This window comes from Microvirga sesbaniae (assembly GCF_025460805.1).
Classification (GTDB): domain Bacteria; phylum Pseudomonadota; class Alphaproteobacteria; order Rhizobiales; family Beijerinckiaceae; genus Microvirga; species Microvirga sesbaniae.
This window is the reverse complement of sequence record NZ_JAMXFJ010000030.1, coordinates 26,792-46,158: the sequence shown is the minus strand read 5'-3', so window position 1 is coordinate 46,158 and position 19,367 is coordinate 26,792. Positions and strand designations below refer to the sequence as shown.

The window sequence follows — 19,367 nt, the reverse complement described above, 5'->3', positions numbered from 1 at the left end:
CCGCGCGGTCGACCCGCGACTTGATCTCGCTCTTGGGCGCCCGCTTGAGCTTGAGCGAGAAGGCCATGTTGTCGGCCACCGTCATGTGCGGGTAGAGCGCGTAGTTCTGGAACACCATGGCGATGTCCCGATCCTTGGGGGGGACCTCGTTCACAACCTGGGGTCCGATGCGGATCTCGCCTGATGTGATATCTTCCAGGCCCGCAATCATGCGGAGCAGAGTCGACTTCCCGCAACCGGACGGACCCACCAGGACAACGAAATCGCCGTCCTTGACGTCGACGGAGACCCCGTGCAGGATGTTCATGGCTCCATATGATTTCTTAGCGTCGCGAATGACTACCGATGCCATGGCGTCGTCTCCTTTGTTGGGGTTTCCTCGGTTCGACGGAGCATTCTGCTCTCTTGATCTTATGCGGGATCAGCGGCCCTGCCGTTCGTCCGCAGCCAGTCCTCGTATTCCGGCCATGCCGCTTCGGAGAGCGGGTAGTAGCGCCTGAGGTCGCCACCCTGGAGAAGCTTGATTTTGGAAAACTCCTCCCACTCATGATGATGGGAGGCCTGCTTGATCAGCTCAGGCGCAAGTTTGACCGGCACCACCACCGCACCGTCGTCGTCAGCCACGATGATGTCGCCCGGCATGACCAGCACTCCGCCGCATGCGATCGGAACGTTCACGCCGAACGGCATGAGTTCGGTCTGGGTGTGAAAGTTCGGCGTCACGCCGTTGATCCATAGGCCGAGATCAAGATGCTTGGTGTTGGGCATGTCGCGCAGGCATCCATCGACGACGATCCCTTGTCCACCGCGTCCCTGGAAAAATGTCATCATCATTTCTCCGAAGATGCCGCTGCGCATGTCGCCTCTCGCATCCACCACGACAATGTCGCCAGGTTGAGTGTGGTAAAGGACATGACGGTGGAGCTGCTTCTCCGGCTCCGCATATTCATCGGCTCCGTAAAGGTCCTCGCGCTTCGGCATGAACTGGAGAGTCAAAGCGGGACCGGCGATCGCCTTGCCCTTCGTCCAGGCCTTCGGACCGAAGATATGCGAGTTGCGGATGCCCATCCGGCTCAAGGTGCTGCTCGCGGTTGCGGCACCGATCTCGGCCAGCGCCTCGCACCATTCCTTGGGAGGGCGGCTGATGTCCTTTGTTTCGATCATTGGCGGCGTATCCTCATTTTCGACGTGATGTTCAGGAGCTTTGGGATTTCCGGCACGGGCCTAGCGTGCCGTCACCCGTTCGAAACCGAGCTTCTTGGCGTTCCACGCATCGGTCGGCGCAAACATCGTGCCCTTCACGCGCAGGTTCTCCTCGATGACCTCGTGATTGAGATCAAGGCCAAGCCCCGGGGCATCCGGAACCTTGACATACCCATCAACCATGTAGCTGGGGTCGAGGCCGGTCACGAGATCTGCCCAGAACGGGATGTCGAGGCCATGGTGCTCGACGGCGAGAAGGCTTGGTATGGCCGCACCGCAATGGACATTGGCCATGAAGCCGATGGGCGAGCAGCAGCAATGCAGGGCCGTGGCAACGCCGTAGCGCTCGCCGTAATCGGCGATGCGTTTCGTCTCCAGCATCCCACCGGAGGTCAGGAGATCAGGATGCAGGACGTCAAAGGCATTTGTCTCGATGGCCTCGCGGAATCCGTCCCAGAGATAAAGGTCCTCGCCTCCTGCAATCGGGGTCTGCAACGCGTCGGCCACCTTCTTGTGCCCTGCGATATCGTGCCAGGGCAGGGGATCCTCCAGCCAGGCGAGATTGAATGGCTCCAAGGCGCGACCCAGGCGGATTGCCTCGTCGGCGGTCATGAAGCCTTCGCCGAAGTGATCGATGCACAGTGAGATGCCGGGGCCGACCTTCTCGCGAACGGCAGCGACGATATCGACAGCCGCGGAAACTCCCTTTTCGCTGAGGCGTGCTCCCGGCCCCCGCCCCGGAACGCGCCAAGCCCTACCGAGATCATATTCGTGCTTCGTCGGTTGGCCGACGAGGGCACCTTCCGCTGTTTCGAACAGGCGGGGGGGCAGGTCGAACTTGATGAAGCTGAGCCCCATATCGGCCCGGCTCTTGACCGCTTCCGCGTAGTTCTCCGGGGTCTGAAGATCCGGCGCGGGCGTGTCGCCATAGATGCGGACCTGATCGCGGTACTTGCCTCCGAGGAACTGATAGCAGGGGACGCCGTAGACCTTGCCAATGAGATCCCACAGGGCGATCTCGATCCCGGAAACGCCGCCGCCCTCGCGGCCATGTCCACCGAAGCGACGCATCGCCGAAAAGATCATGTCGACGTTGCAGGGGTTCTGCCCAATGAGCATGTGCTTGAACTGAAGCGCGTTCTCGGGATGGCCGCCATCCCGCACCTCACCGAGCCCGTAGATCCCTTGGTTCGTATCGATCTTGATGATCGGGTAGTAGCAGATGCCGGTTACCACGGCGATGCGCATGTCGGTGATGCGCAGGTCGCTCGGGCTGGAATACGTAGAGACAGCATTCTCCACGGCTTCGGCGGCGTTCAAAGTGGGCTTCTGATGTAGCACGTTCATGCTCCTGTGGAGGTCCCGTTTCGCGCGCGAATACGGAGTCGGAATCGTCGAAAAACTGCGGGCGCTCGGCCTGTCGGCGGGGAGGTCGGTCAATCATCCGGTCGCTGCGGGGTGCAACCTGTTGGCGCGATGGCCGATGTGCTGGCCTTCCTCCCCAGAATTAGGATCTGTTTTGTTTTGTTATGTTTGCTGCTTACCATAACCAAACAGGACGGGCAATAAGGAAATCTCATGGCATGCATTTACGGGCCCGCTATCTCACAAACACCCGTATGTTCTCAGGATATCGCCTTCCTGCGTTGGTTGACTTTTTGTTTGCTTATGTTAGGTCATTAGCAGAGCCGCATAACAGGAGCTGCTGATCCTGCGTCTCGCGGGGCTCTTGGCCGGGCAGGCGCTTGACGCTCTTCCGCCAACTGCTCACAACAGCGCTTTCAAAGCGCAATCTGGGGCATCCATGAGCTCAAGCCGCGTCACAATTCAGGATCTCGCCGACCGGCTCGGTCTGTCGAAGTTTTCAGTCTCGCGCGCTCTCTCGGGTAAACCGGGAGTGGGAAAGGCCACGCGAGACCGGGTCCTGCGCGCTGCGCACAGCATGGGCTATCGTGTGAGCCAGGAATTCGCGCAGACAAACGGGCAGGTTCTGTTTATTCGGCAGGAGGTTGACCCCGTCAGCAGTGAATTGTGGCTCAACCTGCTTCACGGAGCCGAAATGGAAGGGGAGCGGCGCGGATTGTCGGTCGTGCCCCGTCAGGCGCGTTATCTCAATGACCCCGCGAGCATCGACAGCACGGTTGTGGGGCTCATTCTCGCTGTGCCGTACCCGGCCGAACTGAGTGGAATCGCGGCGAAGATCGGCCTGCCTGTCGTCTGTGCGGGCTATGTTGGTGCGCTGGAACCTGTCGACCATGTGGTCGGGACGGATTGGGAGGCCGGGGTCGCCGTCGGGCGCTTTCTAATGACGCGGGGCCACCGCGAGATCGCTTTCGTGCACGGCAACGCGAAGCTTCTCGGGCGCGCCGAACGTTTCCGTGGTTTGCGCGACGCCATGCGCGAGGTCGAAGGCGCGACGGTGCACGACATCGTGTTCGACGAGTCGGTCGGGTTTCGTGAAGCCTTCCTCGCCCATCTTCGCGCCGGCAGTGCTCCGACGGCGTTGTTCTGTGCTCATGACGGCATCGCCGTGAACGTCATTTCCGAACTCGCTCGCCTCGACGTGCGGGTACCGGAAGACGTTTCCGTGGTCGGATTCAACGACTTTATTTCCGCCTCACAAGTCGTGCCTCGGCTTACGACTGTTCGGACGCCGCAATTGGAACTGGGCGCCGCCATGATGCGCTGCATCGCCGACCGAGCCCTCAATCCGGATTTCCGGACCGTGCCGCCCATGCGGATTGCTCTCGTCTCGGAACTGATCGAGCGGGAGTCCACGGGACCGGCGACCTCGACCAAATGGCGCGCCAGGTGCCTCGCGGCCGCCGGATAGAATTTCGATGGCTTGAATGGTCATTGGCGGCCTCGGATCGGGCTGCGTGACGATCGCATAGTCGGTCCGTTGATTGTCCACCGAGAATGGCTCCGCAGGCATCGTTCTGTGGACAAGGCGGAGCTTCGTCCGGAATCAAGTTGAACAAGGGAGAAGAGGCACATCATGAAATACACGAAGTTGGGACGGACCGGGCTGGAGGTCTCGCGCATCTGCCTCGGGTGCATGACGTTCGGCGAGCCGGACAGGGGGGAGCCAAAGTGGACTTTGATTGAGGACGTGAGCCGGCCGTTAATCAAGAAGGCCCTCGACGTCGGCATCAACTTCTTCGACACGTCGAATAGCTATTCGCTCGGATCGAGCGAGGAAATCGTCGGGCGCGCCTTGAAGGAATATGCCAAGCGTGACGACGTGGTAATCGCCACCAAGGTCAATACCCGCATGCGGCCGGGGGCGAATGGCGCCGGCCTTTCGCGCAAGGCGATCATGACGGAAATCGACTACAGTCTGCGTCGTCTCCAGACCGACTATGTGGACCTGTACCAGATTCACCGTTGGGATCCCACGACGCCTATCGAGGAAACCCTGGAGGCGCTGACCGACCTCGTCAGGATCGGCAAGGTTCGCTATATCGGTGCCTCTTCCATGCATGCCTGGAAGTTCGCCAAGTCGCTCTACCTGTCCGACCGCAAGGGCTATGCGCGCTTTGTATCCATGCAGAACCACTACAATCTCCTCAATCGCGAGGAGGAGCGTGAAATGGTGCCGCTGTGCGAGGCCGAAGGGGTCGGTCTCATCCCCTGGGCGCCTCTCGCGCGCGGATTGCTGGCTCGCGAGCAGGGCGAGCCCGAGAGCGTCCGCAAAAATACCGATCTGTTGCGGCCGGTGCTTTATGGCGACACGGAGGAGGTCGATGCCAAAATCATCGATGCGGCCGCAGCCGTCGCCCGGCGCCATGGCGTTCCGCGCGCCAGCATCGCGCTCGCCTGGCTCATGGCACAGCCTGCGGTCGCCGCTCCCATCGTGGGTGTGAGCCGCGAAAGTCAGATCGACGATGCGGTAACTGCAACGGAAGTGACTCTGACCGCCGAGGATATCGAGGACATGACCAAGGCTTATGTGCCGCATAAGCCGCACGGGTTTGTCTAGGGAGCTGAACATGGAACTGCAGGAATCCGTCGCGCTCGTCACGGGTGCAGGCTCGGGCATCGGAAGAGCCTCAGCCATCAAGCTCGCCCAGGAGGGGGCTGCTGTCGCCGCAATCGGGCGCACCGAGAGCGAACTGCTTCAAACCGTCAGCGAGATCGAGAGGGCGGGAGGGCGCGGCATCGCCCTCGTCGCCGATGTCGCTCTCGAGAATGGGATGCGAGAGGCTGTCGCACGGACGGTCGAGGCTTTCGGCAGGATCGACATTGTGGTCGCCAATGCTGGAATCAATGGCGTTTGGGCGCCGATCGACGATCTGCGCCCGGATGAATGGGACAAAACCATCGCGATCAATCTGCGCGGGACTTACCTGACGCTCCATTACGCAGTGCCTCACCTCAAGGCGGCCGGCGGCGGATCCATCATCATCATGTCCTCCATCAATGGCACGCGCACCTTCACCACGGCCGGTGCGAGTGCCTATTCGGCCACGAAGGCGGCACAACTTGCTCTCGCACAGCAACTCGCCCTTGAGCTCGGCAAGCATCGCATCCGCGTGAATGCCGTCTGCCCGGGGCAAATCGATACGGCCATTCCGGACAACACCTTCAAACGCAATGTGGACGAGGCGCGTGTTCCGGTCGTCTGGCCCGACGGAGATATTCCCATTACCGGAGGAAGGCCTGGGCAGAGCGAGGACGTGGCCGACGTGGTGGTTTTTCTCGCCTCCCCGCGATCGCGCCATATCACCGGAACGCCGATCTGGATCGACGGAGGTCAATCGCTGCTGCGTTGACGCCTTAGGCGCGCATCAGTCCGGCGTCGGACCATCGCATTCAAATGGGGGACTGCGTGGAGAACGAGTGTTGCGGTTTTTGTTAGGTGAATCGTACCCTCTAGGCCACAAAATATCTTCCTTTGCCCTGCCAATTCAACAAAAGGAGCTTGCTTAATTTTGAGATGATGCCAGATTTGATTAGGCGTCGGTAGAATTCGCCTAACAAAACCTAACATTGTGAAGCGGTGTCCCGGCTCGGCAGAGAGGATGTTTATCCCTGATCTCACTCAAGAGCCGCATATGTCAGCCTCATAACAAGCATGATCGCGGTGAAGACGGTCATGAAGGGAGTGAAAGAAATGTCCAAGGAAACATATGTCGCGCGAAATGGCGTGATCACACGGCGTACGCTCATGGCTTCCGCCGCCGCCGGCTTTGGTCTCGCGGCGATCGGGTCTCCGCGTCGCTCGTATGCTCAGGGCAAGCCCGCTAAGCTGCTCGTTGTCGGTGACAGTGCGCCTTGGAAGGGCACGATCATCCAGGATGCCATTCCGGCCTTCACAAAGCAGCACGGAATCGAGGTGGAATACACCCAGCTACCCAATGAGGCGATGGTGACGCGCATGAAGGCGGAGCTGATGGGTGGCTCCAATACCATCGACGTGATCCAGCTCGGTGCCTCCCAGGTCGGCTGGATGGGCCCCTATCTCGAGGATGTGCAGGAGCTCATCAAGAAGACCGCCGACAAGCATCCGGACTTCAACTGGGGCGACTTTCCGGAGGGCGTCAAGCAGCTATACCTTCATGAGAAGGAAAAGCGCTATGTCGGCGTACCCTATCGCAGCACGACTTATATCCTGCACTACCAAAAGGAGCTACTGGAACAAGCTGGGATCACGAAGCCGCCGCAGACCTTCCCAGAACTTCTCGAAGCCGCCGTGGCATTGACCAAGCAGGGCAACGGGACCCGTTTCGGGCTCGGGACATGCGCGCGCCAAGGCGGTGCCATCGTCGACCATTTCCTTCCATGGCTGCGTTCCGCCGGCGGCGATCTCTACGATCCGCAGACGGGCGAGATCTTCGTCACCAAGCCGGAAGCGATCGAGGCGCTGCAGTTCTATGGCGACCTGCTCGCCAAGCACAAGGTCGTACCGCCGGATGCCGTGACCTGGGAGTGGGACGAGATCATCGCCAACGGACAGAATGACCGCTATGCGATGGCCGTGACGGTCAATGCCTCGGCGACTCCTCTGAACCGGAATCCGTCCTCCAAGACGGCAGGCAAGTGGAACTGGACGGTGGTGCCCGGCATGAATACCTCGGAGCAGTCCAAGAGCCTCAACGGCGGCTGGGCGTTCGCCGTGCCGAAGGACACGAAGAACAAAGAATGGGCCTGGGAGTTCGTCCAGCACATCACGGGACCCGAATGGTCGCGTCGTTCGATGGAGAAGGGCAACGCGCCGGCCCGTCAATCCGTCCTGAACGATCCCATGATCATTCAGGAATACGGCTGGGCTCCTGCGTCCGCCGCCTCGCTGAAGACGGCAGTCATGAATCCGCGTGATCCGAACTGGGGCGCCTTCGAGCAGCACCTGCGCTCCGGCATCTCCCAGGCTATGCTGGGACAGACCACGGCCAAGCAGGCGATGGAGAACGTCGCGTCCAATTGGAAGCGTGTGATGGTCCGCACCGGGCAGAACTGATCCTGTCTGCAGAGATATAACAGAAGTGCCCGGTGTCGCCGGGCATTTTTTGTGATTTCAGATATCTCAAAGGTCGAGCACAAGCCTGTCTGAAAAGGATCTCGAACAGCAAATCATCAGCGAGGCATTCTTCTCACGCTCGGAAGGCGTCAGGTATGTGTCTCGGTGATCGGGAATGCCTTCCAGAACCGCGACCTCGCAGGTGCCGCAGACCCCTTGCTCACAGGAGAAAGCGACGTCCATTCCGGCCTGGATCAGGACGTCGAGGATCGACTGTCCTGGCTTGACATCCAGCTTGACGCCCGAGCGCGCGAGCTCAACCTGGAATTCTCCCTCCCTCGTCGGCGTTTCAGCCGATCCGAAATGCTCCAGGTGGACGAACTCTGCCGGGCGTCGGGCGGTCGCCTCCTTGAATGCTTCGAGCAGGGAGCTTGGACCGCAACAATAGAGGTGCGCATCATCCGGCGCAGAATTCACGATGCTCGCAATGTCGGGACGCGTGGCGGGTTCTTCCTGGCTGAAGGAGACACGGATATCGGCTCCTGCTGACTTGCGGAGCTCGGCGATCCGATTGAGGAAAGGGGCGCTTGACCGGGTACGGGCTACATAATGAACTTCGTAGGGCCGCCCGAGCTTGGATAAGCGCGTCATCATCGCAAGGAGCGGGGTGATCCCGATGCCGCCCCCCATAAGCACCGTATGGCGGGCATCTTCACGCAGTGGAAAATTGTTGCGCGGGCCGCTCAGAACAACGGTTTGGCCGACATGCAGACTGTCATGCACGAGCCGCGATCCGCCACGACCCTCGGCATCGCGATGGACCCCGATCACGTAGCGGCGTCTTTCGGATTGGCAGTTCACAAGCGAATAGCTGCGGACCAAGCCATTTCCGAGATGCAGGTCGATATGCGATCCGGCCGAGAAGGCAGGGAGTGTGTCAGTGTCGACGGCCGAAAGTTCGTAGCTGTTGACCGTCTCGGTTTCCGCGGTCACAGCCGTGACGATCACCGGGAAAGTGGCTCGTTCCATTGTGCCGCCAATCTCCCAGGCTATCTGGCGACTGCATCGACGAGTCTGACGAAGGCGAGCATTCCGGGATCATGCATCCCGACGCTCTTCTCCGCGAACATGCGAGCGCGGCCGACCTTGCAACTCTCGTTGAAGAAGCGCTCGAGAACGACCTGCCCCGCCTGTTTCGCCGACTGAGCGACGGACACCCGGTCGTTCAGTCCCTCGGCCGCGAGGGCGACTTCGTGAATGGCATCAAGAACGGTTTTGTCGCCGAGCTTCGCGCCACCGCGCGCCATCATCGCATCGCGGGACGCCAACAGAAGCGGGGCTAGCTCGGACCAGGGGATCGCCTCGCGCCCCTTCGTCATTCGCGATGCCGTCATGAGGCCTGTGGCGAGGAGAGTGCCGAGGCTCGACCCGGTCGCTCCCATGGCAGCGCGGGCGAGCTTGCTGAACGCATCGCTTATGGAAGGCTCCGTCGCGGTGTCAGCCTCCGCGAGCCGGTCGATCAGGCGGGCGAGCATGCTGCCCGTGTCTCCATCGCCGAGCTTGGAATCCGCTTCGTTCAGGACCTGCTCGAGGTCGCCCATGGCCACCTTCGCGCTGCTGACGGCGGCAGCGATGTGCTGTATCGTAATGGCGGTCATGGGACCCTCCAGAACGGGCAATCGGCCGGCGCTGCCAGGAGCGTTGCAAGTTCGTCGTCGATGGCGTGAAGGCTGATCGAAGCCCCTGCCATCTCCATCGAGGTCACATAATTGCCGACGAGTGGCTGTACGATTTCGATCCTGGCCTGCCGCAGGCGCTCGGCGGCCCGGCGGTAGAGGATGAGCAATTCCTCCAGCGGCGTCGCACCGAGGCCGTTGACGAGGAGGGAAACCCGCCCGGTGGTCACGGGTTGGTCAGAGAGAAGGCGATCGATCATCTCGTCAACCACCGCATCGGCAGATTTAAGCTTATCCCGCCAGATGCCTGGTTCGCCATGGATGCCCATCCCCATTTCGATCTCATCCTCGGCAAGGCTGAAGGTCGTCCGATCGGCTGTCGGCACCCGGCAGGGAGCAAGAGCAACGCCGATCGTGCGCGTCGCGTCGACCGCCTTGAGGGCAATGCGCGTGACCTCATCGAGGTCGGCACCTTCTTCCGCCTTCGCACCTGCGGCCTTGTAGGCGTAGATCAGGCCTGCGACACCGCGGCGCTTCTGTCGCTCGTACCGGGTTCCACTCGCGATGTCATCGGTGCCGAGCACCGTGGTGGTGCGGATTCCCTCTTCCTCCAGGAACTCACCCGCCATGTCGAAATTCATGCGGTCGCCACCGTAGTTCCCGTAGAGACGGAGCACGCCTCGCCCGCCATTGGCCAAGCGGATGGCATCCATGCAGGAGTCGATATTGGGGCCCTCGAACACATTGCCGATCGCGCAGGTATCGATCAGGCCCGACCCCACATAGCCGGTGAAGAGAGGCAGGTGGCCGGAGCCGCCGCCCGATGCGATGCCGACCTTTCCAGATTGGATACCGCTCGCGCGACGGATGACCCGACCGGCAGTGCCGTCACGCACGAGCGAGGGATGAGCGAGAGTGAGACCGTCAAGCACCTCATCGACATAGGCCGTGGGCGCATTCAGCAGCTTCTTCATGGATGTGTGTCTCTAGGCAGCGAGGTTGTAGAAGGCCATGGCATTGTCGCGGAACAGCATCGCTTTCTCCGCTTCCGACATGGGCATTTGGATCGCGCGCTTGGGATCATCGAAATCCCAATGCGGGTAATCGGAGGAGAACATCATGCGATCCCACCCGATCCAGTCGAAGAGGGCCCGCAGATCCTCCCGCCGCTCCGGCTCCTCCACCGGTTGCGTTGCGAACCAGACATGCTCACGCATGTATTCCGAAGGAGGGCGCTTCACGTGGGGGACCTCGCTGCGCATACGCGACCACAACCGGTCCAGACGCCATGAGAGAGGAGGAGCCCAGGCGAAGCCGTTCTCGATCATCACGATCCGCGTTTTCGGGAACAGCTCGAAGACGCCTTCCAGGATCATGCTCGTCACCTGTGCCTGGGCACCATGGATCAGGACATGATGGTCTTCGACATAGAAGGAGGGCCAGCCGCTGGCGGAGGGTGCGTACCCCGACGGGCCGCCGACATGGAAGCCGAGGGGAAGACCTGCGGCTTGCGCTGCCGCAAAGATCGGCCAATATCGCTTTCTCCCAATGGGCTCGAGGGAGCGAGCGCCGAGCTGCACCTGGGCGAACCGCCGATCCCCTGCATGTTTCTCGATTTCTTCCACGGCCCCTGCGGCGTCCTCCGCGCAGATGAGGATCGACGCCTTCAGCCGCGGCTCCTTCGATGCGAAGACATCGAGCTGCCACTCGTTCACCGCGGCGCACATGGCAGTCGAGAGGTCGGTGTTGCGGGTGACATTGGCCTCGACCAGTGGTTCCAGGATGCCGAACGCGATGTCGTGCGGGTCCAGGTGCTGGCTTTGCATGAAAGCAAGATCCGAGCCGGGAGGTCCTCCCGCTGGCGGCCAGGCATCCCGCCGTGCAGTGTTGGGCGTGAAGCGAGGGTAGGTGCCTCGGCCGGCATAGATGGTGTGCTGGAATGTTCCGTATTGATCGAGGTGATCTCGCCAAACCTGCGAAAGGTAAGGGTGAAGCACCTTAGGATGCGCCAGAGTCGGATGGATGTCACAATCCACGACACCGAGGCGGCTGCGGGTTGCGGACGCATGATCGAGCGTGTTCGAGTGCAGGGTCATTGAACTGTCCCCTCCAGCCGGGTGTACGTTCTCAACGGGTTCTCGATCATGATCTTCTCGACCAGCCGGTCCGGGAGTCCCGGGGGCAGGACCTCGCGGCCGTCGAATTGCCAATGGGGAAAATCGGTTGCGAAAAGCAGCATATCGTCGCTTCCGATCTGATCCATGATCCGCCCGAGCTGAGCGCCATCGGCCGGCGCATCGATGGGCTGCGCCGTGAGCCGGACGTGTCGGCGGATGGTCTCGGCAGGAGACTCCTTCACCCACGGAACTTCGGGACGCACTCCGCGCCAGGTTTTCACCGCGCGCCAGAGAAAGCCCGGAAGCCATGTGACACCGGATTCGATCAGGACCACCGTCAGATCCTCGAATTTGGAGAACACGCCCTGTGAGACGAGGCTCAGCAGCTGGTCCTCGAATGTCTGCGTGATGCTCGCGTAGTCCTGCAGATAGTGCGACGGCCAGCCGGTCGAAGTCGGGGCGAAGCGGTACATCAGGCCGGCATGGAGCCCGACCGGGAGATTGTGCCGCTGAGCGGCCTCGTAGATCGGCCAGTAGAACTTGCGCCCCAGCATCATCTCGACGCCGACGGGAAGCATGATCTGGACGAAGCGTTGATCGACCGCGCAACGCTCGATCTCCTCCACGGCCGCGGCGGGATCCTGCGGGGGAACGACAATCGACGCCCGCAGGCGGTGATCTCGGTCGAGCCATTCGGCCCTGATCCAGTCGTTGACCGCCTGGCACATGGCGGCCCCCATGGTTTCGCTCGTGGCGATCTGCCCGCCATAGACGGTGTTGCAGATCGCATAGCGCGTGCCGAAGGCGTCAAGGGCGTTCTTCTGCAGGGCCGTTAAGTCACTGCCCGGAAAGACACCGGGTTCCCTCCAATCCGGTCGGCAGGTCAGCGGAGCATTGGGCGGGTAGCTCATCGGATTGAAGTGATCGATGCCGCGTGCGATGAACGCATCCTGCCAATGCTCTTCCAAATAGGGCATCAGAGCCTTGATGGTCGGCACGGCCGGATGAAGATCGCAATCGATCGCACCCGATGTCAGTGTAGCATGCATCTCGGGCTCCTTCGCCGGCGTCGTGAGCGCCAGCCTATTTCACGCTGCCGGCCGAGAGGCCCGCCACCAGATGGCGCTGCACCATAAGGGAGAAGATGATCACCGGGATGACCACGAGTACACCCGAGGCCGTCATCGATCCCCAATCCGTCCCCGTCTCCGCCCCTGCATAGGTCGCCATGAGAACGGGCAACGTGCGTGTGGCGTTGTTGGTCAGGATGGCCGCGAAAATGAAGTCGTTCCAGGCGAGAAGCAGGCACAGAATGGATGCGGTGACGATGCCGGGCCGCGCAAGAGGGAGCACGATGCGCAAGAACGTCGTCATGCGCGAAGCTCCGTCGATATAGGCGGCTTCTTCGAGCTCGTTCGGCAATCCTTCGAAGAAGTCGCGCATGATCCACACAATGAGGGGAAGACTGAACGTCGTATAGGCAATGATCAGGCCGATCCGGCTGTTGGCCAATCCAAGGCGGGTGAACAGGATGAAGATCGGCAGCAGGATGGCCACAGGTGGAAGCATCCGCATGAGGAGCAGAGTATAGAACATTGCGCCGCTGCCGAAGAACCGGAACCGTGCGAAGACATAGGAGGCCGGGACGCCGATCACCAGGGACAGGGCAACCGATGCCGACGTCACGGTCAGGCTGTTCATGAAGGACGCGATGAAATCAGCCTGCGTCAAAACTCTGGCGTAGTGCTCGAATGTCGGCGCCCAGACCAGAACCGGCGGGGTGACGAAGATCTGCGCGCGGGTCTTGAGTGACAATCCGAGGACCCACAGGAGCGGTCCAATGAAAACGACCAGCAGCATGATCAGCCCGAAATAAGTAAGGCTGATGCCGATGAGGCGTTTCCGGCGGCTCGTTGCGACGCTCATAGGGCGTTCTCCTTGCGACGGGATGCTGCGACGAAGAGGACGCAGAAGACGAAGACGATGAGCAACATGATCCACGATGCGGCAGCGCCGAGGCTCATATCGAAGGCAAAGAAGGACGTCATGAAGGTGTAGACCGACAGAAGCTTCGTGGCATCGGCGGGGCCGCCGCCCGTCATGACCCAGACATTATCGAATGTGCGGAATTCAAAGATGGTCCGCAGCAGCAGGGCGACAACGATGTACGGGGTGAGAAGCGGGAAAGTCACATGCCGGAAGATCTGGAAGCGGGTGGCACCGTCGATAGCCGCGGCCTCGATGGGTTCGGATGGTAGGGACCGCAGGCCAGCCAGGAGCAGGATCGCAACATATGGAGCATTCTGCCACACATTCACGAACCCGACGGAAATCCTCGCCAACGTCGGATCGCCGAGCCAGAGGAGCGGGCTGCCGATGAAGTAATCGACGATACCGTAATTCGGATCGAGCAACAGCTTCCAGCACATTGACGCGACGATCGGCGTGATCATCATCGGAACGATCAGAGCGGTGCGGAACGCCTTGACGAAGGGAACATCCTTGTTGAGCAGGAGTGCCACTCCCAATCCGATCGCCAGCTCCAGGAAGACAGTGATCACCGTGTAGGCGATGGTGAGCCACAGGGCCTGGGTGAACTGGGGATCGCTGAAAAGATCGATATAGTTGGCAAATCCAACGAAGCGGCCGCCGAACAGGCTTTGCTGTGCGTTCCAACCCTGAAAGCTCAATATCAGGGAGAGGACCAGAGGCAGGCCGAAGACGAGAATCGTGACGGTCAGCGTCGGCATGACCGTCAGGACGGCAAAGTGTCTGTCGACCCAAGACGACAATGTGCTTCCGAAACGCTTGCTGGTGGACTTTCTCAAGTCCCTCTCAGGCACATCGAGCACGTAGGAACTGACGCGTTGGTCCAAGGCAATCTCCTGCCTGTTTGTGGCTTCAAGCCTCGATGACGACATATCGGTCTTCGACCGACACCGTAAACGTGTCGGCGACATAGGGCCCCTTCACTAGTTCAAAGCCCTCTTTCACGTCGACCTGGTAGCTCCGGGTACGGATCCTCTTTGGGTCGCACCAGGACTGGCCTGACCGGATGTCGAATTCCCAACCGTGCCAGGGGCAGCGGAGGATTTCGCCTTTTCTCTCGAGGCGGTATTGCCCGGGAGAGTCGGAGGTGACGAGGCTGCCGAGATGGCCGTCGCAAAGGCTGCCTCCCTGATGCGGGCACGCGTTGGCAATCCCAAAGAACTCGCCGTCGATGTTGAAGACGGCGATCGTCCGACCGTTGATGTGGACCAGCCTGTGGGTTCCGTCCAAAAATTCCGTGACGGGAGCCACGACGTGCTTACTCACCGATGTTTCCTCCACGCCGCCTTAAGCGTTGTTATGTTTTGTTAGGTAAACCCTATCAAAAAGCAAACACATGCGCAAGTTAGGAGTTATTTATTCTTAAGATCTAGTCGTTAGGAAGCGATGCGAGCATAACCGAACCTAACAAATTGAGCTTTGTGTTTTGAATCCAGCAGCTTGGGAGCTGGGAGGAGCATGGGCTCCGCTTACATCCTTCCGGCTCTTATTTAACCGTCAGCACTGCTGACAGTCACCTCGGCGCCTTGTTGCGCACTGGAACGGGCGCTTCCTCAAGACCAAGCATGACACGCGCCCGATACCACCAGCGAGGCTGCCGCCTGCTGTCGCTCAGCGGGTTTAAGCTACCACCGAGCCGGCTGATGGGTTCGCCGAGTACCATGAGGCGATTCCACCGCGTCCGCAGCCTGAGGGGGGTGGAGCGGGAGGGTACTGTCAAGTTGGCCAGAGATCGGGTCTGTGACAGGGTCTGGGCATGAGCACGACGTCTAACCCGTACCGCGGCTACGGCTTCCCGGCCGAGATCATCACCAAGCCGTCTGGTTGTATCACTGCTTCAGTCTGAGCTTGCGGGAGGTCGAGCTGATCCTGGCGGCGCGAGGCATCGTGGTCAGCTACGAGACCATCCGCGCGTGGGGCCTGCGTTTCGGACGAACCTACGCCAAGACCCTGAAGCGCCGTCGGCCGCAACCCGGCAACAAATGGTTTCTGGATGAAGTGTTCGTCCGCATCCGCGGCAAACTGCACTACCTCTGGCGGGCTGTTGACCAGCATGGCAACGTGCTCGACGTGATGGTCCAGAGCCGCCGGAACACGAAGGCGGCCAAGCGGTTCTTTCGCAAGCTGCTGAAGGGCTTGTGCTACGTGCCGAGGGTCATCGTGACGGATAAACTCGGATCCTATGGTGCGGCGAAACGTGAGGTCCTGCCGGGTGTTGAGCATCGGCAGAGCCGGTATCTCAACAACCGCTGTGAGGTGTCGCACCAATCCACCCGAAGACGAGAGCGCCACATGCGGCGGTTCAAATCAGTCCGGCAGGCCCAGCAATTTCTCGCCACTCACACTCCGATCCACAACCACTTCCAACTCCGCCGCCATTGCCTCACGGCCAGTGAGTACCGCGCTGCTCGCGATCGTGCCTTCGCTACGTGGCGCGAGTCGACTGGTATTGCCCTCGTCGACTGATGTGGGCTGGCGTGATGACTGCCCCAGCGATAGCTTCGTCTGTTTACGTCAACTTGACAGTACCGGCCGGACCTGTTCCGCCGTGTAATGGTCTACGAGCCGGGCGTGCCGAGTTATGTCACCGCTCCGGAGGAACTGGCCGCCTTCGGCCGGGATGCCCAAGCCATCTACGGACCGATTGCCACCGCCGTAAACAATGGCGACATGGAAGAAGCCGCTCGCCTGATGATCGACGGCTCCGGTGGGGAGGGCTATTTAGACCGCCAAAGCCGGGGGTACCAGGCGATCATCCGCGATAACCTTCACTCGCTGCCGCGCCTGATGGCTCAGGAGCCGCCACCGAGCATCACATGTGAGGATCTCGCGACATTGAGAATGCCGGTCTCAGTTGTCCACGGGAGGTTGACAAGACCCGTCTTCGCCATCCCGTCACGCGCTGCCGCACGGTGCATTCGTCATGCCCGGCACGTGGAAGTACCGGGTGTCGGTCATCTTTGGCCGCAGGAGAGTGCTCAGGCTTTCTCGGCTGTGGTCGAGGAACTCGACCGCACAATGTAAGAGCGGTGGTGCGACGGTTGTGGCCTCTGCAATTGAAGGCCGGTTCACCCTGGGCCCCGGAAAGGCCAACTCCTGGCAGACGTGGAAAAAACGCTTTGGTCGTCTCGTGAAGCGCTGAGCAGACTTTCATTTCATTCGCTGTTCGTTACTCCTTGACCCCGAGCAGGCTCTTGCATGCCATACCGCCTCGTTATCGGATATATGGCTCGCTTAAAGAGCTAGGTGCCCGGATTGAATGAGGGAATGTTTTGTCTATCGAACCACCCATGTTCACTGTTCGCCAGTCCCGCGCCAGCGACCTCGATACCTTATTCAGTATCTGGCACTCAGCAGTCCAGGCCACTCACGCCTTCCTGAGTAAGGCCGACATAGAGTTTTATGCGAACCTCGTGCGCAACGATTAACTTCCCCATGCAGAGTTCTGGGTTGCAGTTGACACCTCGGATGCTCCTGTAGCCTTTATGGGTATGACAGGAGCCATGATCGATGCTTTGTTTGTCGCCCCAGGGCAGCATGGGAAAGGGATTGGTCGTCTGCTCGTTCAGTATGCTCGCGAAAGAGAAGGCGCTCTCACAGTCGATGTTAATGAGCAAAACGAGGGTGCGCGTGCCTTCTATAGAAGGCTCGATTTTCAGGAACTCGGTCGATCCGAACGCGATGGAAGCGGTCGCTCGTTCCTGCTGATCCATATGAAGACGGCCTAACAACTTTGGCGTGGGTGATCATTATCCTGACGTTGCACTGAGTTCGCGGGCTAGGCTGATAAAGGCCTTCAGGGCCGCCGAGGGATTGCGCCGCCCGGGATAGTAGAGACAGAGCCCGCCGAAAGGCGGCGTCCAGTCTTCCAGCACGCGAATGAGCCGTCCGGCCTCGATCTCGGCATGCACGTTCCGTTCCATGAAGAAGCCGAACCCGATGCCCTCGAGAACGGCCGTCCGGGCCAGGCTGGCTTCGTCCAAGGTGATCGGGCCGGTCACGTCGACCTGCACCCTCTGGCCGCCTTTCTCGGACTCCCATCGGTACAGGGCGCCGTTGGGCAGGCGAACACGGATGCACGGGTGACGGAGGAGGTCAGGGGGAACCTGCGGCTTCCCGTGCCGCTCAATGTAGGCCGGCGCGCCGACGACGGCATAGCGCTGCGGCCGCCCGAGCGAAACCGCGATCATGTCGCTGGGCACCAGGTCGGCGACCCGCACGCCGAGATCGAAGCCTTCGGCCACGATGTCGACCAGTCGCCCTTCGGTGACGAGATCGACATGCACCTTCGGGTGGCGGCGCAGGAACTCCAGCACCAGCGGCGAGAGGATCTCGCGCGCCGCCATGGCGAAGGCGTTGATGCGCAGCGTGCCTGACGGCGTCGCCTGATGCAACCGCACCGCCTCCATGGCGCCGTGAATATCCTGCAGGGCCGGGGCGACCTGTTCGATGAACAGGCGTCCCGCGTCGGTGAGGGAGACGCTGCGCGTCGTCCGGTTGAACAGGCGGATGCCAAGGTCGGCCTCAAGCTTGCCGACGGCGTTGCTGAGCGCGGTCGTCGACATCCCCAGTTCGAGCGCCGCGGCCCGGAACGAGGCCTTGCGGGCGACCGCGACGACCGCGTCGAGATCGTTCAAGCCTGGCCGGTACATTGTCCTGATTTTCGAAACACCACATCAAGGTTTATCCCGCTTATCGGAGCAGGTGTCCAGGGCTACATCAGCAGGACACCACCCACGCACCAAAGGAGCAGCCCCATGGACCTGCCTTTCCCGATCAAGACCTATTTCGACGCCGACAGCCGAGGCGACGGCGACGCGCTGATCGACGCCTTCGCGGCCGACGCCCTGGTGGCGGACGAGGGCCGGACCCATGCCGGGCACCAGGCCATCTCCCTGTGGTGGCGCAGCGCGAAGGCCAAGTATCGGCATGTGATCGAGCCGCTCGAGGCCGCCGGGCAGGGTGACGTCAGAACCGTCCGGGCCCGGGTGACCGGCCAATTCCCGGGCAGTCCCGCGATGCTCACCTTCGCGTTCGGGCTCGAGGGTGACCGGATCGCGCGTTTGGAGATCGGCGCATGAGCGGGTTCCTCACACTCGAAGGGAAGAGAGCGCTCATCACCTCCGGCACGCGGGGCGCCGGCGCGGCCACCGTGGCGCTGTTCCGCGAACTCGGCGCGCGGGTCCTGACGGCGGCGCGCTCCCGGCCGGACGGCCTCTCCGAGTCCCTGTTCGTCGCCGCCGACCTCACGATCCCGGAGGGCTGCGCCGCCCTCGCGGCCGCAGCGCATGAACGGCTGGGCGGGGTCGATATCGTGGTCCACATGCTGGGCGGCTCCTCCGCCCCGGCGGGCGGGTTCGCGGCGCTGGGCGACCCGGAATGGGCCAAGGAGCTCGATCTCAACTTGATGGCGGCCGTCCGGCTCGATCGCGCGCTCGTGCCCGCGATGGTCGAGCAGGGTCGCGGAGTCGTCATCCACGTGACGTCCATCCAACGGGAGCTGCCGCTGCCGGAGGCGACGACCGCCTATGCGGCCGCGAAGGCCGCTCTCTCGACCTACAGCAAGAGCCTCTCGAAGGAGGTCTCGCCGAAGGGGGTGCGCGTGGTGCGGGTGTCCCCGGGCTGGATCGAAACCGAGGCGTCGGTGCGGCTGGCCGAGCGGCTGGCACGGGACGCGGGCACCGATTACGAGGGCGGCAAGCGCATCATCATGAGCTCGCTCGGCGGCATCCCAATCGGGCGGCCCTCGACGCCCGAGGAGGTGGCGAGCCTGATCGCCTTCCTGGCTTCGGACCGCGCGGGGACGATCACCGGCACCGAGTACGTCATCGACGGTGGGACCATTCCCACCGCTTGAGCGAC

The 19,367-nt window shown here is 61.4% G+C and carries 20 protein-coding genes and 1 pseudogene; 9 read left to right on the top strand and 12 right to left on the bottom strand.

The window, feature by feature from the left end:
• The 3 genes from OCW50_RS26085 to OCW50_RS26075 all read right to left on the bottom strand — a co-directional run.
• Positions 1-352: ABC transporter ATP-binding protein (locus OCW50_RS26085; RefSeq protein WP_315974479.1), on the bottom strand; the 352-nt coding region annotated here is incomplete at its 3' end.
• A 59-nt stretch (positions 353-411) separates the two neighbouring features.
• Entirely contained in the window at positions 412-1,164 is a 753-nt protein-coding gene (locus tag OCW50_RS26080) for a ribonuclease activity regulator RraA (protein WP_262299579.1), read from the bottom strand.
• A gap of 60 nt (positions 1,165-1,224) precedes the next feature.
• Entirely contained in the window at positions 1,225-2,544 is a 1,320-nt protein-coding gene (locus OCW50_RS26075; RefSeq protein ID WP_373371515.1) for a mandelate racemase/muconate lactonizing enzyme family protein, read from the bottom strand.
• A gap of 388 nt (positions 2,545-2,932) precedes the next feature.
• Between OCW50_RS26075 and OCW50_RS26070 the strand changes: the two genes are divergently transcribed.
• The 4 genes from OCW50_RS26070 (at position 2,933) to OCW50_RS26055 (ending at position 7,663) form a co-directional block, all read left to right on the top strand.
• A complete protein-coding gene (locus tag OCW50_RS26070) occupies positions 2,933-4,036 on the top strand; it encodes a LacI family DNA-binding transcriptional regulator (protein ID WP_262299577.1) in 1,104 nt (367 codons plus the stop codon).
• A gap of 165 nt (positions 4,037-4,201) precedes the next feature.
• The gene (locus tag OCW50_RS26065) at positions 4,202-5,185 is read left to right on the top strand and encodes an aldo/keto reductase (RefSeq protein WP_262299576.1); all 984 of its coding nucleotides are present in this window, start codon (positions 4,202-4,204) and stop codon (positions 5,183-5,185) included.
• A gap of 10 nt (positions 5,186-5,195) precedes the next feature.
• Positions 5,196-5,978, top strand: coding sequence for an SDR family oxidoreductase (locus OCW50_RS26060; RefSeq protein ID WP_262299575.1), 783 nt, complete (start codon positions 5,196-5,198; stop codon positions 5,976-5,978).
• Positions 5,979-6,319: 341 nt separating this feature from the next.
• A complete protein-coding gene (locus tag OCW50_RS26055) occupies positions 6,320-7,663 on the top strand; it encodes an ABC transporter substrate-binding protein (protein WP_262299574.1) in 1,344 nt (447 codons plus the stop codon).
• A gap of 66 nt (positions 7,664-7,729) precedes the next feature.
• Here OCW50_RS26055 and OCW50_RS26050 read toward each other — a convergent pair whose 3' ends face one another.
• The 8 genes from OCW50_RS26050 to OCW50_RS26015 are packed head-to-tail and all read right to left on the bottom strand — an operon-like array spanning position 7,730 to position 14,771.
• Positions 7,730-8,692 carry a PDR/VanB family oxidoreductase gene (locus OCW50_RS26050; RefSeq protein WP_262299573.1) on the bottom strand — a complete coding sequence of 321 codons (963 nt, stop codon included), beginning with the start codon at positions 8,690-8,692 and terminating at the stop codon, positions 7,730-7,732.
• A gap of 20 nt (positions 8,693-8,712) precedes the next feature.
• On the bottom strand, positions 8,713-9,321 hold the full coding sequence (locus OCW50_RS26045; protein ID WP_262299572.1) for a dihydroxyacetone kinase subunit L: 609 nt from the start codon (positions 9,319-9,321) through the stop codon (positions 8,713-8,715).
• A complete protein-coding gene (locus OCW50_RS26040) occupies positions 9,318-10,313 on the bottom strand; it encodes a dihydroxyacetone kinase subunit DhaK (RefSeq protein ID WP_262299571.1) in 996 nt (331 codons plus the stop codon). Before OCW50_RS26040 ends, OCW50_RS26045 begins: the two co-directional genes overlap by 4 nt.
• 12 nt (positions 10,314-10,325) lie before the next feature.
• On the bottom strand, positions 10,326-11,435 hold the full coding sequence (locus OCW50_RS26035; RefSeq protein ID WP_262299570.1) for an amidohydrolase family protein: 1,110 nt from the start codon (positions 11,433-11,435) through the stop codon (positions 10,326-10,328).
• Positions 11,432-12,505 carry an amidohydrolase family protein gene (locus OCW50_RS26030; protein WP_262299569.1) on the bottom strand — a complete coding sequence of 358 codons (1,074 nt, stop codon included), beginning with the start codon at positions 12,503-12,505 and terminating at the stop codon, positions 11,432-11,434. Before OCW50_RS26030 ends, OCW50_RS26035 begins: the two co-directional genes overlap by 4 nt.
• 34 nt (positions 12,506-12,539) lie before the next feature.
• Positions 12,540-13,382 carry a carbohydrate ABC transporter permease gene (locus OCW50_RS26025; RefSeq protein ID WP_262299568.1) on the bottom strand — a complete coding sequence of 281 codons (843 nt, stop codon included), beginning with the start codon at positions 13,380-13,382 and terminating at the stop codon, positions 12,540-12,542.
• The gene (locus OCW50_RS26020) at positions 13,379-14,332 is read right to left on the bottom strand and encodes a carbohydrate ABC transporter permease (RefSeq protein ID WP_262299567.1); all 954 of its coding nucleotides are present in this window, start codon (positions 14,330-14,332) and stop codon (positions 13,379-13,381) included. Before OCW50_RS26020 ends, OCW50_RS26025 begins: the two co-directional genes overlap by 4 nt.
• A 25-nt stretch (positions 14,333-14,357) precedes the next feature.
• Positions 14,358-14,771, bottom strand: coding sequence for a Rieske (2Fe-2S) protein (locus OCW50_RS26015; RefSeq protein ID WP_262299566.1), 414 nt, complete (start codon positions 14,769-14,771; stop codon positions 14,358-14,360).
• 490 nt (positions 14,772-15,261) lie between these two features.
• Between OCW50_RS26015 and OCW50_RS26010 the strand changes: the two are divergent.
• From OCW50_RS26010 to OCW50_RS33480, 3 genes and pseudogenes are all read left to right on the top strand, one after another.
• Positions 15,262-15,971 (top strand): annotated as a pseudogene (locus OCW50_RS26010) (IS6 family transposase).
• A gap of 105 nt (positions 15,972-16,076) precedes the next feature.
• A complete protein-coding gene (locus OCW50_RS26005) occupies positions 16,077-16,529 on the top strand; it encodes an alpha/beta fold hydrolase (RefSeq protein ID WP_262299565.1) in 453 nt (150 codons plus the stop codon).
• 461 nt (positions 16,530-16,990) lie between these two features.
• Positions 16,991-17,233 (top strand): GNAT family N-acetyltransferase, encoded by a 243-nt coding sequence (locus tag OCW50_RS33480; RefSeq protein ID WP_373371514.1) that lies wholly within the window; start codon positions 16,991-16,993, stop codon positions 17,231-17,233.
• Between the two features lie 21 nt (positions 17,234-17,254).
• On the opposite strand, the gene OCW50_RS25995 is transcribed toward OCW50_RS33480, so the two are convergent.
• Positions 17,255-18,157, bottom strand: a complete 903-nt coding sequence (locus OCW50_RS25995) for a LysR family transcriptional regulator (protein ID WP_262299563.1) — start codon at positions 18,155-18,157, stop codon at positions 17,255-17,257.
• Between the two features lie 105 nt (positions 18,158-18,262).
• On the opposite strand from OCW50_RS25995, the gene OCW50_RS25990 reads away from it, so the two are divergent.
• A complete protein-coding gene (locus OCW50_RS25990; RefSeq protein WP_262299562.1) occupies positions 18,263-18,586 on the top strand; it encodes a nuclear transport factor 2 family protein in 324 nt (107 codons plus the stop codon).
• Positions 18,583-19,362, top strand: coding sequence for an SDR family oxidoreductase (locus OCW50_RS25985; protein WP_262299561.1), 780 nt, complete (start codon positions 18,583-18,585; stop codon positions 19,360-19,362). The genes OCW50_RS25990 and OCW50_RS25985 overlap by 4 nt, the downstream gene beginning before the upstream one ends.
• Positions 19,363-19,367: the final 5 nt, after the last annotated feature.

What these genes read in the sequence shown, in the direction of transcription:
- OCW50_RS25990 (WP_262299562.1), top strand. Translation starts at nt 18,263, where the DNA reads ATGGACCTGCCTTTCCCGATCAAGACCTATTTCGACGCCGACAGCCGA.
- OCW50_RS26055 (WP_262299574.1), top strand. Translation starts at nt 6,320, where the DNA reads ATGTCCAAGGAAACATATGTCGCGCGAAATGGCGTGATCACACGGCGT.
- OCW50_RS26050 (WP_262299573.1), bottom strand. Translation starts at nt 8,692, where the DNA reads ATGGAACGAGCCACTTTCCCGGTGATCGTCACGGCTGTGACCGCGGAA.
- OCW50_RS25985 (WP_262299561.1), top strand. Translation starts at nt 18,583, where the DNA reads ATGAGCGGGTTCCTCACACTCGAAGGGAAGAGAGCGCTCATCACCTCC.
- OCW50_RS26045 (WP_262299572.1), bottom strand. Translation starts at nt 9,321, where the DNA reads ATGACCGCCATTACGATACAGCACATCGCTGCCGCCGTCAGCAGCGCG.
- OCW50_RS25995 (WP_262299563.1), bottom strand. Translation starts at nt 18,157, where the DNA reads ATGTACCGGCCAGGCTTGAACGATCTCGACGCGGTCGTCGCGGTCGCC.
- OCW50_RS26040 (WP_262299571.1), bottom strand. Translation starts at nt 10,313, where the DNA reads ATGAAGAAGCTGCTGAATGCGCCCACGGCCTATGTCGATGAGGTGCTT.
- OCW50_RS26060 (WP_262299575.1), top strand. Translation starts at nt 5,196, where the DNA reads ATGGAACTGCAGGAATCCGTCGCGCTCGTCACGGGTGCAGGCTCGGGC.
- OCW50_RS26065 (WP_262299576.1), top strand. Translation starts at nt 4,202, where the DNA reads ATGAAATACACGAAGTTGGGACGGACCGGGCTGGAGGTCTCGCGCATC.
- OCW50_RS26080 (WP_262299579.1), bottom strand. Translation starts at nt 1,164, where the DNA reads ATGATCGAAACAAAGGACATCAGCCGCCCTCCCAAGGAATGGTGCGAG.
- OCW50_RS26030 (WP_262299569.1), bottom strand. Translation starts at nt 12,505, where the DNA reads ATGCATGCTACACTGACATCGGGTGCGATCGATTGCGATCTTCATCCG.
- OCW50_RS26035 (WP_262299570.1), bottom strand. Translation starts at nt 11,435, where the DNA reads ATGACCCTGCACTCGAACACGCTCGATCATGCGTCCGCAACCCGCAGC.
- OCW50_RS26025 (WP_262299568.1), bottom strand. Translation starts at nt 13,382, where the DNA reads ATGAGCGTCGCAACGAGCCGCCGGAAACGCCTCATCGGCATCAGCCTT.
- OCW50_RS33480 (WP_373371514.1), top strand. Translation starts at nt 16,991, where the DNA reads ATGGGTATGACAGGAGCCATGATCGATGCTTTGTTTGTCGCCCCAGGG.